The organism is Amphritea balenae (assembly GCF_003858655.1).
GTDB lineage: Bacteria > Pseudomonadota > Gammaproteobacteria > Pseudomonadales > Balneatricaceae > Amphritea > Amphritea balenae.
Window position 1 is genome coordinate 212876 of record NZ_RQXV01000008.1, and the last position, 14200, is coordinate 227075.

Genomic DNA, 14200 nt, shown 5'->3' on the forward strand with positions numbered 1-14200 from the left:
GCCTTCCAAACGGCTGTATCTGGGCATTCATTTAGATTGTCACGGGCAGCTATTTCTTCAAAATCGGGGTTGGATATGTTTCATATCGGACAGCACGCCATTGACAGTCAGGTAATACTGGCACCGATGGCCGGTGTAACTGATCTGCCATTTCGCCAGTTGTGCAAACGACTGGGCGCTGGCATGGTGGTTTCCGAAATGATTACCTCTGATACCCGCCTGTGGAATACCCGCAAGTCCAGTTTGCGATTGCAGAAAGACCAGAATGAAAGCCTTCATGTCGTTCAGATTGCCGGTGGTGATCCTGACATGATGGCCGAAGCCGCGCGGGTTAATGCCGCAAATGGCGCTCATATTATCGACATTAATATGGGTTGTCCGGCGAAGAAAGTCTGTAATAAAGCGGCAGGTTCCGCCCTGCTTAAGGATGAACAACTGGTTGCAGATATTCTCCAGGCAACGGTTGCTGCAGTTGACCTGCCCGTTACATTAAAAATACGTACCGGCTGGGATACTGAGAACCGTAACGGCGAAACCATCGCCCGTATTGCTGAAGATGCTGGAATTAAAGCGCTGGCCGTTCACGGCCGGACCCGGGCATGTGGTTATCGGGGTGAAGCTGAATACGACACTATTGCCGCTATTCGTAAAGCGATAGACATCCCTCTCTATGCCAACGGTGATATTAACTCGGCTAAAAAAGCGCGCCAGATACTGGATTATACCGGTGCAGATGCTGTGATGCTGGGGCGCGCTGCCCAGGGTAATCCCTGGATTTTTCGCGAAATAAGTCACTACCTCAAAACCGGGAATCAATTACCTGCCCCCGGTCGCGAGGAGGTCCGAGATACATTATTGGAACACCTCCAGGCCCTGTACCGTTTTTATGGTGATTACCTTGGCATCAGAATCGCCCGCAAGCATGTTGGCTGGTATCTGAAAGATAAACTGGGCGTTACTGAGTTTAGAAAAGAATTTAATCAATTAGAAGAAACCGCACCACAGCAGGAAGCTATCAGGGCATTTTTTTCCACCCTGGATCAGGCTGTACATGCAGCTTGAGTGACGGTTCATATTTAGGTTTATGTAGTGGATAACAATACATTGAATACACAAGTAACAAATATTGAGAACATTGATGTTCAGGAACGTACTCTGCGAGACAGTGTACAGGTATCGATGAATAACTATTTCCGTCAACTGGATGGCCAGCCGGTCACCGATGTTTACCAGATGGTACTGACAGAAATTGAAGCTCCGCTATTCGAAGCTGTTATGACTTACACACGCGACAACCAGACCAAAGCATCAGAACTGCTGGGGCTGAACCGCGGAACCTTACGTAAGAAACTCAAGCAGTACGGCTTACTGTAAGTAACTTTTTTCTAACTTAATTCAGAAGATCAAACCATGGCAGAGCAGAAAATCACTCCGGTACGTCGCGCACTTATTAGTGTTTCCGACAAAACAGGTATCGTTGAATTTGCCCAGGCGCTGAGCCAGCGCGGTGTAGAAATTCTTTCTACTGGCGGCACTTACAAGCTATTGAAAGATAACAACGTCGCAGCGATCGAAGTATCCGATTACACCGGATTTCCGGAGATGATGGACGGCCGGGTTAAGACCCTGCACCCTAAAGTACATGGCGGCATTCTGGGTCGTCGCGGCACCGATGACGCAATTATGAACGAACACGGTATTACACCGATCGATATGGTCGTTGTAAACCTGTACCCGTTCGAGCAGACCATCGCGCGTCCAGACTGCGATCTGCCACTGGCGATCGAAAACATCGATATCGGTGGCCCGACCATGGTTCGTTCTGCGGCTAAAAACCATAAAGACGTTGCTATCGTCGTTGTTGCTGACAATTATGACCGGATCATCAAAGAACTGGATGAGAATAAAGGGCTGACTCACCCAACCCGCTTTGATCTGGCGGTTCAGGCATTTGAACACACCGCTGCTTATGATGGCATGATCGCCAACTACCTGGGTGCTATCACCGACGGTAGTGTAGATGAGCCTGCTGACTTCCCACGCACCTTTAACACTCAGTTTGTTAAAGCGCAGGAGATGCGTTACGGCGAAAACCCGCATCAGAAAGCTGCTTTCTATGTTGAAGCTAACCCTGCTGAAGCCAGCGTATCTACCGCTCGTCAGTTACAAGGTAAGGCGCTTTCTTTCAACAACGTTGCTGATACCGATGCTGCGTTGGAGTGTGTTAAACCTTTCAAAGAGCCTGCCTGCGTTATTGTTAAACACGCAAATCCATGTGGTGTGGCTATTGGCGAAAACATTCTTGAAGCATACAACAAGTCTTTCCAGACCGATCCGACTTCAGCATTTGGCGGCATCATCGCTTTTAACCGCGAACTGGATGCTGCTACCGCTCAGGCGATCGTAGAACGTCAGTTTGTTGAAGTTATCATTGCGCCAAGCGTTACTCAGGAAGCCTCAGACATTGTTGCCGGCAAGCCTAATGTTCGTTTGCTGTCATGTGGCGAGTGGTCTGCTGATCGCACCAGCCGTTTTGACTACAAGCGCGTAAACGGCGGTCTGCTGGTTCAGGACCAGGATCTGGGTATGGTTGATGCCAGCGAACTGAAGGTAGTTACAACCCTTCAGCCAACTGAACAGGAAATCCGTGATCTGTTGTTCTGCTGGGAAGTTGCCAAGTTTGTTAAATCTAATGCGATCGTTTACGCCAAAGATGGCCAGACTATCGGCATAGGCGCCGGTCAGATGAGCCGTGTTTACAGCGCTAAGATTGCTGGCATTAAAGCCGCTGATGAAGGCCTGGAAGTTAAAGGTTCTGTTATGGCATCTGATGCATTCTTCCCATTCCGTGACGGTATCGATTCCGCTGCCGCTGCCGGTATCAAGGCAGTAATTCAGCCAGGTGGCTCTATGCGCGACCAGGAAGTCATTGATGCTGCCAATGAGCATGGTATGGCGATGGTATTTACTGGCATGCGCCACTTCCGCCACTAAGCACAGTCAGACTCCTGAGAGCCAGTTTATCTGGCTCTTCTCTTTTCTGGACGTTTTCAGGATTAAGGTACAAATATGAACATATTAGTAATTGGTTCCGGTGGTCGTGAACACGCACTGGCTTGGCAGGCAGCACAGGACGCTAATGTAGCTAAAGTCTTTGTAGCTCCCGGTAATGCCGGTACTGCAATTGAGCCTAAGCTGGAAAACATCGCTCTTGATGTAATGGATCAGGATGCACTGGTTGCCTTTGCCAAAGAAAACAATATTGTACTGACTATCGTTGGCCCTGAAGCGCCATTGGTAGAAGGTATTGTTGACCGTTTTGAAAGCGAAGGTCTGCGTTGTTTTGGCCCGTCAAAAGGCGCTGCACAACTGGAAGGCTCTAAAGCCTTCACTAAAGACTTTCTCGAACGCCAGGGGATTCCGACCGGTTATTATCAGAACTTTACTGAGATCGAGCCTGCCCTGGCTTATGTTCAGGCACAAGGGGCTCCGATTGTAATTAAGGCTGATGGTCTGGCTGCAGGTAAAGGCGTTATCGTTGCGATGACTCTGCAAGAAGCTGAAGACGCAGTAAAAGATATGCTGGCAGGCAACGCTTTTGGCGAAGCCGGTCACCGCGTAGTTATCGAAGAATTCCTGGAAGGCGAAGAAGCCAGCTTCATCGTTATGGTTGACGGTACCAATGTACTGCCAATGGCCACCAGCCAGGATCATAAACGGATGGGCAATGGTGATACTGGCCTGAACACTGGTGGCATGGGTGCGTACTCCCCTGCTCCCGTCGTCACTCCAGAAATCGATCAGCGCATTATGAATGAAGTTATCCTGCCAACCGTTAAAGGCATGGCTGACGAGGGTAACCGTTACGTAGGCTTCCTTTATGCTGGCCTGATGATCGACGCTGATGGAACGCCTAAAGTTATCGAGTATAACTGCCGATTTGGCGACCCTGAAACTCAGCCAATTATGCTACGTTTGAAATCAAGTATTGTAGAGCTTTGTAATGCGGCTCTGGACCAGAAACTTGACCAGACTAGCGCTGACTGGGATTCCCGTTGTGCGGTAGGTGTTGTTCTGGCAGCTGGCGGCTACCCAGGCGATTATGGTAAAGGCGATGTTATCAGCCTGCCTGCTGAAGTGGCTGAAGGTACTAAAGTGTTCCATGCTGGTACAGCACAGAAAGACGGCGAAATCGTTACCAACGGTGGACGCGTACTATGTGCCACTGCCATGGGTAACAGTGTAACCGAAGCTCAGCAACGTGCTTACGAACTGGTTAAGCAGATCGATTGGAATGGTGTTTACTACCGGGATGATATTGCCTACCGCGCTATCGCTCGCGAACAGCAGTAATCCAGGTTTGCCGCTTTAAATAAACAGCCACTTCATGTGGCTGTTTTTTTATCTGCCAAATATCTCTGATCAATACTTACCCCAGCCGTATTTCCAGTTATAATCGCCAGTTACTGAAAGTTTTAGTGGTTGATATTGGTTCAAATGGAACAGATTCCTATGATAAAAACAAAAGCACTCTTTAACCGTGCACTAGTACCAACGCTGGCGGTTAGTTTACTCTGTAGTGCTGTTACGCTGAACGCGGCAGACACTAGCGATAGTTTTTGTCAGAGTGCTGGCGCTGAAAATAATTTTGATTGTAGTCAGTCACAAAATTTTCAGGCTAATCAAAAAGATATCGACGCTAAACTAAATGAGTTAAACCGCTGGCTGCAGGATGAAGAACTGAGTCAGGCAGGCACCCAGGCCAACATCAGCCAGCCTCAGTCCGGTAAACTCAAAGAAAAAATAGCCTTTAATTCCCAGCTACTTGCCAGCGAACTGAAGCAGGCTCGTAAATTACAAAGCCAGGGTAATACACAAGCCGCCTTTGATCAGGTTGATAACTACCTTATCAACAACCCAAAAGATCCTAACGGCTGGTTGCTGTACGGCACATCCCTGATGAATCAGAATAAACTGGATGCAGCGGCGGATATATTCAATAAGCTAATTCAGCTCTATCCAGATTCTCCCGAACCTTACAACAATCTGGCTGCCGTTTACGCGCGCCAGGGCAAAAATGATAAAGCGGTAGATACGCTACTTCAGGCGTTTGATACCCACCCAAGTTATGCACAGGTTCAGGCCAATTTAAAAGCAGTCTATGCAACCCTGGCAACTCAGGCATACAACCGTGCCCTGGACCTGGATAAATCTAGCGATCCTGCCAGAGCTAATCTGGCTATCCTGGATCAGGTATATCAGGCTCCAGGCGCTGCTCCTCAGACTCTACAGATATCTGAGACAGCAACACCCAAGCAACAGCCCCTCGTAAAGCCAGCGACCGAAATTACCGAGCCGGTTATCGAGGAGCGCGATATTTCCGAGGGTATTGTGCCCGTTATTGACGATAAGCCTGTAAACGAAACAAGCGTTGCAATTACTCAGAAGAATGATGATAAATCTGACTCTTCAACCGTAGCGGTTGTTGCAACAACAGAGCCTGCAACCACTCAGACCAGTATTTCTGAACCTGGCACCCCAGAAGAAACGACTACTTTAGAAGGTAGTAGTTCAGAACTAACCGCTTCTAAAGAGGACAGTTCTGAAGCAGCAGCACCGGTCACCGGGACTGCAATCGTTCAAAGTACATCAGAGCTGACCGACCAGATAAATGCCGATATTGAAGTACTGATCAACGGCTGGGCCAACGCCTGGTCCTCTCAGAGTGTTCAGGACTATCTAGGATTCTACACATCCCAGTACTCACCCTCGAGTGAAGTCACTCATGAAGAATGGGTGTGGGGCCGGAATAAACGCCTGTCAAAACCGACATTCATTAAGGTCGACATCTCAGACATTTCGTTAGCCAAGATGGAGAACGACAAAATCCGCTCAGTCTTTAAGCAAACGTATCAGTCCAACACCTATAAAGACTCTGTATATAAGACCCTGATCTTTACCAAAGAAAATGGTAGCTGGAAAATCATGACCGAAACTACCTTATAAGGGTTTTAGTCTGCTATAAAAAAAACCGCCAAATGGCGGTTTTTTTGTTTATCTCGGGGCTGTTAAAAAGCTCAGGGCTGTCCTCGCTGGGGCAGGCCTTCATAGGCGATACGCCACTTGCCCTCTTCATTAACCCAGTACTGACGTTTAACACTACTGCTACTGTAATTATCACTTTTATAGTTCTGCTTAAACGTAGCAATAAACATATCCTGCTTATCCGGATGCTGATAGATACTCAGATCTTCAATATCAACATCGATAAACGCCTTACTGCCGTTCACCCGACGTTTGTGACTGGCAAAGCGACTAAACTTCATTTCGCCATTATCAAACTGCTGTGAATAATGGCTAAGATAACTGTCAGCATCACGACTTTCCCAGTCCGTCCGCCATGCTTCAACAACCTGAGTAAAGCTCTGACGCTTAGCCTGCCACTCTGCCCGGTCTAGCCACTCAAACTGAGTGCCAATCAAAACCGGCGTTGAATTAAAATCAACAATTCCATCCAGCTCAGTAAAGTGATTATTGCTCAGGGATAAACAGCCTTCACTGGCTTGAGGCGCTCGACTAAAGGTATCTTTAGGTGAACCATGCACCCAGATACCACTACCGGTATTACCCAGACGTTGATCCCATGCATTTGGATAATTCAGCGGCAGAGCACCGGTTCCATAGCGGGCCGGCAGCTGCTCATCGGTTAAGCGTCCGGTGGTAAAGTACACGCCTAACGGCGTTTTCAGATCGCCCCGCTTGCGTTTATCAACCCCGCCACGACCATAAGAAACATAATAATCCCTGATCAGCTCAGGCGTACCATCGCGATTTTCAAACAGATAAAGCCGGGATAATTTCGTATCAATAACAATGACATGTTCTTGTTCTGCAGACATCTGCAACAAGCTACCAGGAATAGTGCCTGCGACAGGACGGTATTGCTCAATACTCACCCGCGCACGGGCTTCAGAGATTAACCCTTGCAGGGTTTTCTGGTCACCTTTACCGTTATTACCCATGGCACTCAGCGTTCCGCTTTGAGCCGCAAGCAGGTCAGCATAAATCAATTGCGCTAATTTAAAGTCAGGCTGCTCCTGTACCAGGGTGCGCAGTTTGGCAACGGCACCACCTACCTGATTCTGCTGAAGATCACCCAGACCTGCCAACAACAAGGTTTCCTGATCAAGACTTAACGCCGTATCTTCAGCCAGAGTATTAAAAGACAGCAGCGAACACACCGCAGAGAACAACATAAGTCTCTTCAGTGGCCGCGCTTTATTTTTAACGGTAGCGATTTTCATAATTAAGATCAGTGACCATTAACTGCAACAGTTTCAATTTGTTAGCCAGATTATACCTGTTACGCGCTGTTTTTCAGCACTCAGGACAGAACCCGCAAACAATTCTAACCAGTTAACGGCTAAAGCACAGCATACTTAACACCATTTCGGTATAAAAAAACCTCTTTAGCTTATATTTCTACGATTTTAATAACATTTACTCACTTAATACGGGCGAAGTAGCAACTTTCAGTTCAAAATCAAGGCATAAATAAATTTGATATTTTTTTCACTTCTCTCTCCTCCTCTAACCGCTATCTTACTCAATTCGCTTCAGCCCTTATCCAATCGCTAGTTAATGCGCTGCAACAAAATGAATAATCGTTCGATACGGGTCAATAAAAAAAATTTCCGACGCCCTTTCAAACCTGAACTTTCCATCAGACTGTGCTATCCAAAAGACAAACTGATCGAAAAGATCGGTCGATCCAAAAGATCGGCAATTGATAAAACAGGCATACAGATTATTCATAGGTTGAAACGCGTACGGAGGATCCCGTCATGTTTAAACAGATGGAAAGTGCCGGATTACAGGATCTGCATTTCTGGCAGGACCCTGCTACCGGGCTACAGGCGATAATTGCCATCCATGATACTTTTCGCGGCCCCGCTATCGGTGGTTGCCGCTTTATCTCCTATTCAGACACTGCTGCTGCAGTCACCGATGCGATCCGACTGGCAAAAGGCATGAGCTATAAAGCAGCACTGGCCGGACTCCCTCATGGTGGGGGCAAAGCGGTTCTGATCAAACCGGAAAGACTCTATAACCGCGATATTCTGATGCAGGACTTTGGCCGCTTTGTCGACAGCCTTGGAGGCCGATATATTACTGCTATGGATAGCGGCACTCAGATCAGCGATATGGATAACATCGCCCTAAGTACCCACTATGTCACTTGCACCACGGATATGGGTGACCCTTCGGTATCAACAGCACAAGGCGTGTTTGCCGGTATTCGTGCCAGCGTCATGTTTAAGCTGGGCATCGCAGACCTACAAGGCATCCATGTTGCTATTCAGGGGCTGGGGCATGTTGGCTATGCAGTGGCAGAGTTACTCAATAATGCCGGCGCCCGTCTCTCAGTATCGGATATAGATCCGGCAAAAGTCACTATGGCAGAACAAGAGCTGGGGGCTACCGGAATCAGCCCTGAACAGATCTACGATGTTGATGCAGATGTTTTCTGTCCATGTGGCCTGGGGGCAATTCTTACGCCCAATACCATCGATCGCTTAAATGTCAGCATCATTGCCGGTTCAGCCAATAATCAACTCACCGATGACCAGTCAGGCGACTTATTACATCAGCGAGGCATTTTATACGCCCCCGACTACCTGATTAACTCCGGGGGACTTATCTTCGTAGCCTTGCAACATGCGCGACATCATCAGCAGGTCATCCATCAGAAAGTACTTGGCATCCACGATGCCCTGTTGGAGTTATACAAACATGCCCAGTCCGAAAACAGACCGACCAATCTGATAGCCGATCAGCGCGCCGAAGCGATCATTCATCGCGCCAGCCTTAAACCCCATCAGGTCGCATGAAGGAGACCGCTATGGATACTGTTTATACTGCCGAAATCCACTACAGCAGCTACCTCTCTGAATCAGGCACAGCCCTACAAAAAATGCCTCAGTGGGCAGAGAAGCCAGAGCAGCTGGTCCACTATTATCGCAACATGGTATTGGCACGTCAGTTGGACAATAAAATTATCGCCCTGCAGCGCACCGGCCAAATCGGCACCTATGCATCACTACTAGGTTCAGAAGCGATAGATACGGTACTGGGCGAATTGATGCTGAAAGAGGATGTTCTGGTTCCCTACTATCGTAATCATGCCTTGCAGATGCTCCGGGGTTTACCTATGGGCGAGATGCTTAGCTACTGGGGCGGTGACGAACGGGGTAACTCATCACCAGCCATGGCAGAAGACTTTCCCAATGCTGTTCCCATTGCAACCCAGGCACTACATGCAACGGGTGTTGCAACGGCTTTTAAGATACGCAGTGAGAAGCGGGTGGCGGTGACGGTCTGCGGCGATGGAGCTACCTCCAAAGGCGACTTTATGGAAGCCCTTAATGTCGCCGGTGCCTGGCAGTTACCGGTCATCTTTATCGTGAATAACAACCAATGGGCAATCTCTGTCCCCCGCTCTATTCAGTGTGGCGCTGCCACACTCGCACAAAAAGCCATTGGTGCGGGTATTCGGGGTGAACAAGTTGATGGCAATGATGTTATCGCAATGCATGAGTCCGTTAATGAAGCCTTAAAACATGCCCGCGAAGGAAAAGGGGCCACCCTGATCGAAGCGATCAGCTATCGATTATCAGACCATACCACGGCCGATGACGCGACCCGCTACCGTAGCAATGATGAACTTAAGGCGGCCTGGGACCGGGAACCTGTTAAACGTTTACAAACCTACCTGCACAGCCAGGGATGGTGGGATGAAGTACAAGAAACTGCCTGGCAGAATGAAGTCAGCCAGATTATTCAAAAAGGGGTTGATCACTACCTGGCGATGCCACCTCAGCCCATTGAAAACCTGTTCGACTATCTCTATGCCGAGCTTCCTGAAGCATTGCAAGAACAGCGGGATAAACTGATCCGTAATGCCCAACCGGGAGGTAGCCATCATGAGTAATTCAATCACTATGATCGAAGCGGTTAACCTGGCCCTGCAACATGAGATGCAACATGATGACTCTGTCGTCATATTAGGTGAAGACGTTGGCACCAACGGTGGTGTATTTCGGGCTACTGTAGGTCTGAGAGAACAATTCGGTATCAAAAGAGTACTGGATACCCCTCTGGCAGAAACGATGATCGCAGGCCTGTCAGTGGGTATGGCATCGCAAGGACTGAAACCTGTAGCCGAAATCCAGTTCATGGGATTCATCTTTCCCACCATGGAACATATGATCGGCCATGCCGCCCGCCTACGCCATCGTACCCGTGGCCGCCTGACCTGCCCCATGGTACTCAGAGTACCTTTCGGCGGTGGTATCCACGCACCAGAACACCACTCAGAAAGTACCGAAGCACTGTTTGCTCATATCCCTGGATTGAGAGTGGTTATCCCTTCCTCTCCGGCCCGCGCGTATGGCTTATTACTGGCAGCTATCCGTAATCCCGACCCAGTGCTGTTTATGGAGCCTAAGCGGATCTACCGACTAAATGCCCAACCGGTCGAGGACAATGGTAAAGCACTGCCACTGGATCGCTGTTATACCTTGCGTGAAGGCTCAGATATCACGTTGGTAAGCTGGGGGGCAATGATTAAGGAGACTCTGGAAGCAGCGGACCAGCTCAAAAAACGGGATATCAGTTGTGAAGTGATCGATGTTGTCACCCTTAATCCAATTGATCATCAGACCATTCTAGCTTCTGTCGCTAAGACTGGCCGCTGCGTCATCATTCATGAGGCACCTAAAAGCTGTGCCGTAGGCGCAGAGATCTCTGCCACGATTGCAGAGCAGGGTCTTCTTAGTTTACAGGCGCCGGTCAGCAGAGTAACCGGCTACGACACAGTTATGCCTTACTACAGGATGGAAAACCACTACATGCCGAATAGTGCTGACATTATTGAAACCGTCACTAGCACTCTGGAGTTCTCATGAAGTATTTCAAGCTACCGGACCTTGGCGAAGGACTGCCTGAAGCTGAAATTCTGGAATGGCAGATCAGCGAAGGGGACCATGTCACGACCGATCAGATTCTGGTTACTGTGGAAACAGCCAAAGCCATTATCGAAATTCCATCACCACAGGACGGCGTTATCTCGCATCTCTTTGGTCAGTCAGGCGACACGATTCATACCGGCGAGCCATTAATTGAGTTTGCCGGCGAAGAGGATGATAGCGGAACAGTGGTGGGGGTGCTTAAAACGGATGCTGGAGTGACTCAAGAGGATAATTTTTTTATCGGCGCAGCGCCCAGCACTATTGCCCATAGCCAGCAGATGACGCCTGCCGTCAGAGCCCTGGCCAACCGGCTTGAAGTCACCACTGAGCATCTACAGGGCAGCGGGCGCAATGGTCAGATAACCCCTGAAGATATTGAACGGGCCGCGCGGACAGATCGCACCCACGGCAAGGCAGAACCCCTGCGCGGAGTACGCAAACAGATGGCTAAGAACATGGCCCGGGCTCATGCCGAAGTGGTACCGGTCACCCTCTGTGAAGATGTCGAGATACAGGACTGGAATACCAATGAAGATGTAACCATGCGACTTATCCATGCCATTGCCGCAGGCTGTAAAGCAGAACCCGCCATGAACGCCTGGTTTGATGGTCACCAACTGGCCCGTAGATTACATTCCAGGATAAACCTTGGCGTTGCTGTAGATACTGAACAGGGTCTGTTTGTACCCGTAATAAGAGATATTGGTAACCGTTCGCTCAGCGATATTCGCGGTGGCCTCGACCGAATGCGAGAGGATGTTATCAACCGCACCATTCCACCAGCAGAGCTGCAGGGCGGAAGCATCACACTGAGTAACTTTGGCACCATCGCTGGCCGCTACGCCACCCCTGTTGTCGTTCCGCCTACGGTGGCAATTCTGGGCGCCGGTGTAATCCGTAATCAACCCGTGGCTCTAGAAAATGAAGTTGTTATCAGACGAGTATTGCCACTTTCGCTTACCTTTGACCATCGTGCAGCAACCGGCGGCGAAGCGGCTCGATTTATTCGAGCAGTCATAGACGATTTATCTGAAAAAACAATTACTTAATTATAAAAAGCGGGAACAAAAAAAATCCTTTTTTTTCTTCCAGACGGTAGAGCTTGAACTAAACTTAAATAAGAACAAACAGAGAGAACAAGTTATGAGCCCTTAACAGACCAGCGAGCTCTGATCAGGCTGCTCGCTATAAGACAGATATACAGGAAGGTGGCATATGAGTATTTTCGAAAGGTATAAGGCGCGTTACGACTCGAAGCAGGAGGAAGAATACAGCCTGCAAGAGTATTTAGAGATCTGTAAGAATGATCCTATCGCATATTCCAGCGCATCTGAGCGTCTACTGGCAGCGATTGGTGAACCAGAAATGATCGACACAGCCCGCGACCCTCGACTGAGTAGAATATTCTCCAATAAGATGATCCGGCGCTATCCGTCTTTTGCTGAATTTTACGGTATGGAAGGGGCGATCGAGCAGATAGTCGATTACTTCAAACATGCCGCTCAGGGTCTGGAAGAAAGAAAACAGATTCTTTACCTGCTGGGTCCGGTCGGCGGTGGTAAGTCTTCGCTGGCAGAACGCCTGAAAGCCCTGATGGAACATATCCCTTTCTATGCGATTAAAGGCTCCCCGATTCACGAATCCCCCCTAGGCCTGTTTAACCCAGAAGAGGATGCCACCATTCTGGAAGAGGAATATGGCATTCCACATCGCTACCTTAAAGGCCTGATGTCCCCCTGGGCAGTTAAACGGTTACATGAGTTTGGTGGTGACATTACCCAGTTCCGGGTAGTTAAACTCTATCCATCTATTCTCAATCAGACCGCGGTTTCCAAAACAGAGCCTGGTGATGAAAACAATCAGGATATTTCCAGCCTGGTCGGTAAAGTCGATATTCGGATGCTGGAAGAGTTTCCTCAGCATGACCCTGATGCCTACAGTTTCTCCGGAGCTCTGTGTCATTCCAACCAGGGCCTGATGGAGTTTGTAGAGATGTTTAAAGCCCCTATCAAGGTGCTCCACCCTCTGCTAACGGCAACCCAGGAAGGTAACTACAACAGTACCGAGGGAATGGCATCGATTCCATTTGAAGGCATTATCATGGCCCACTCGAATGAATCTGAGTGGCAGTCCTTTAAAAACAACAAAACCAATGAAGCCTTTATCGACCGAGTCTATATCGTAAAAGTACCTTACTGTATGCGGGTTTCTGAAGAGGTTCATATCTACGAGAAGTTGCTTGAAAACAGCTCGCTGGCACACTCACCTTGTGCACCGGATACGCTCAGTATGCTAGCTCAGTTTACGGTACTGTCACGACTCAAAGATCCTGAAAATTCTAATATTTTCTCTAAGATGCGAATCTATGATGGCGAAAATCTTAAAGATACCGATCCTAAAGCAAAATCGATGCAGGAATATAAAGATTCAGCCGGTGTCGATGAAGGCATGGAGGGTATCTCTACCCGCTTCGCCTTTAAGATTCTGTCTAAAGTCTTTAACTTTGATCCGGTTGAGATTGCCGCCAACCCGGTACACCTGATGTATGTACTGGAACAACAGATTGAACAACAACAGTTCCCGCAGGAGACTCAGGAAAAGCTGATCGGATTCCTGAAAGAGTTTATCTCGCCTAAGTATATTGAGTACCTGGGTAAAGAGATTCAAACCGCCTATCTCGAATCATATTCCGAGTATGGTCAGAACATCTTTGACCGCTATGTCACCTATGCAGATTTCTGGATTCAGGATCAGGAATATCGTGATCCGGATACCGGTGACATCCTCAACCGTCAGGCGATAAGTGAAGAGCTGGAAAAAATTGAAAAACCTGCAGGCATCAGCAATCCTAAAGATTTCCGTCACGAAATCGTTAATTTTGTACTACGTGCCCGGGCTGATAACGATGGTAAAAATCCAGCCTGGAACAGCTACGAGAAGATGCGTACGGTTATTGAGAAGAAGATGTTCTCAAACACCGAGGATCTACTACCAGTTATCTCCTTTAATCCGAAAGCCTCCACTGAAGACCAGAAAAAGCACAGCGAATTCGTTAAGCGGATGACCGAGCGGGGTTATACCGAGAAGCAGGTACGACTGTTGTCTGAATGGTACATCAGAGTACGTAAATCCCAGTAATGGGATTTACCCTTTCGGGTCTGAGCAGGAGA

Annotated in this window: 11 protein-coding genes; 10 read left to right on the forward strand and 1 reads right to left on the reverse strand. The window is 48.5% G+C overall.

Going from position 1 to position 14200, the window contains the following annotated elements; translation table 11 throughout:
• Positions 1–75 precede the first annotated feature (75 nt).
• The 5 genes from dusB to EHS89_RS14850 all read left to right on the forward strand — a co-directional run bounded on the left by dusB (position 76) and on the right by EHS89_RS14850 (position 6006).
• Positions 76–1062: a tRNA dihydrouridine synthase DusB gene (dusB, locus tag EHS89_RS14830; RefSeq protein WP_124926938.1), complete on the forward strand. Its 987-nt coding sequence runs from the start codon at positions 76–78 to the stop codon at positions 1060–1062.
• A 27-nt stretch (positions 1063–1089) separates the two neighbouring features.
• Positions 1090–1374, forward strand: coding sequence for a DNA-binding transcriptional regulator Fis (gene fis, locus EHS89_RS14835; RefSeq protein ID WP_188885289.1), 285 nt, complete (start codon positions 1090–1092; stop codon positions 1372–1374).
• A gap of 36 nt (positions 1375–1410) precedes the next feature.
• Positions 1411–2994, forward strand: coding sequence for a bifunctional phosphoribosylaminoimidazolecarboxamide formyltransferase/IMP cyclohydrolase (purH, locus tag EHS89_RS14840; protein WP_124926939.1), 1584 nt, complete (start codon positions 1411–1413; stop codon positions 2992–2994).
• Positions 2995–3069: 75 nt separating this feature from the next.
• On the forward strand, positions 3070–4353 hold the full coding sequence (gene purD, locus EHS89_RS14845) for a phosphoribosylamine--glycine ligase (RefSeq protein ID WP_124926940.1): 1284 nt from the start codon (positions 3070–3072) through the stop codon (positions 4351–4353).
• A 159-nt stretch (positions 4354–4512) separates the two neighbouring features.
• Positions 4513–6006 carry a tetratricopeptide repeat protein gene (locus EHS89_RS14850; protein WP_170167515.1) on the forward strand — a complete coding sequence of 498 codons (1494 nt, stop codon included), beginning with the start codon at positions 4513–4515 and terminating at the stop codon, positions 6004–6006.
• A gap of 71 nt (positions 6007–6077) precedes the next feature.
• Here the strand turns inward: EHS89_RS14850 and EHS89_RS14855 are convergent, their stop codons facing one another.
• Positions 6078–7256, reverse strand: a complete 1179-nt coding sequence (locus tag EHS89_RS14855; protein WP_229753762.1) for a L,D-transpeptidase family protein — start codon at positions 7254–7256, stop codon at positions 6078–6080.
• Positions 7257–7844: 588 nt separating this feature from the next.
• Here EHS89_RS14855 and EHS89_RS14860 point away from each other — a divergent pair.
• From EHS89_RS14860 to EHS89_RS14880, 5 genes are all read left to right on the forward strand, one after another.
• Positions 7845–8891, forward strand: a complete 1047-nt coding sequence (locus tag EHS89_RS14860) for a Glu/Leu/Phe/Val dehydrogenase family protein (protein WP_124926943.1) — start codon at positions 7845–7847, stop codon at positions 8889–8891.
• Positions 8892–8902: 11 nt separating this feature from the next.
• The gene (gene pdhA / locus EHS89_RS14865; protein ID WP_124926944.1) at positions 8903–9991 is read left to right on the forward strand and encodes a pyruvate dehydrogenase (acetyl-transferring) E1 component subunit alpha; all 1089 of its coding nucleotides are present in this window, start codon (positions 8903–8905) and stop codon (positions 9989–9991) included.
• Positions 9984–10967 carry an alpha-ketoacid dehydrogenase subunit beta gene (locus tag EHS89_RS14870; RefSeq protein WP_124926945.1) on the forward strand — a complete coding sequence of 328 codons (984 nt, stop codon included), beginning with the start codon at positions 9984–9986 and terminating at the stop codon, positions 10965–10967. The genes pdhA and EHS89_RS14870 overlap by 8 nt, the downstream gene beginning before the upstream one ends.
• Positions 10964–12079 (forward strand): dihydrolipoamide acetyltransferase family protein, encoded by a 1116-nt coding sequence (locus EHS89_RS14875; RefSeq protein WP_124926946.1) that lies wholly within the window; start codon positions 10964–10966, stop codon positions 12077–12079. Before EHS89_RS14870 ends, EHS89_RS14875 begins: the two co-directional genes overlap by 4 nt.
• Positions 12080–12245: 166 nt before the next feature.
• The gene (locus tag EHS89_RS14880) at positions 12246–14168 is read left to right on the forward strand and encodes a PrkA family serine protein kinase (protein WP_124926947.1); all 1923 of its coding nucleotides are present in this window, start codon (positions 12246–12248) and stop codon (positions 14166–14168) included.
• Positions 14169–14200: the final 32 nt, after the last annotated feature.

Bases quoted from the DNA above. Each gene is read 5' to 3' on its own strand.
- purD (WP_124926940.1), top strand. From the start codon at position 3,070: ATGAACATATTAGTAATTGGTTCCGGTGGTCGTGAACACGCACTGGCT.
- pdhA (WP_124926944.1), top strand. From the start codon at position 8,903: ATGGATACTGTTTATACTGCCGAAATCCACTACAGCAGCTACCTCTCT.
- EHS89_RS14880 (WP_124926947.1), top strand. From the start codon at position 12,246: ATGAGTATTTTCGAAAGGTATAAGGCGCGTTACGACTCGAAGCAGGAG.
- purH (WP_124926939.1), top strand. From the start codon at position 1,411: ATGGCAGAGCAGAAAATCACTCCGGTACGTCGCGCACTTATTAGTGTT.
- dusB (WP_124926938.1), top strand. From the start codon at position 76: ATGTTTCATATCGGACAGCACGCCATTGACAGTCAGGTAATACTGGCA.
- EHS89_RS14860 (WP_124926943.1), top strand. From the start codon at position 7,845: ATGTTTAAACAGATGGAAAGTGCCGGATTACAGGATCTGCATTTCTGG.
- EHS89_RS14855 (WP_229753762.1), bottom strand. From the start codon at position 7,256: ATGTTGTTCTCTGCGGTGTGTTCGCTGCTGTCTTTTAATACTCTGGCT.
- EHS89_RS14850 (WP_170167515.1), top strand. From the start codon at position 4,513: ATGATAAAAACAAAAGCACTCTTTAACCGTGCACTAGTACCAACGCTG.
- EHS89_RS14875 (WP_124926946.1), top strand. From the start codon at position 10,964: ATGAAGTATTTCAAGCTACCGGACCTTGGCGAAGGACTGCCTGAAGCT.
- EHS89_RS14870 (WP_124926945.1), top strand. From the start codon at position 9,984: ATGAGTAATTCAATCACTATGATCGAAGCGGTTAACCTGGCCCTGCAA.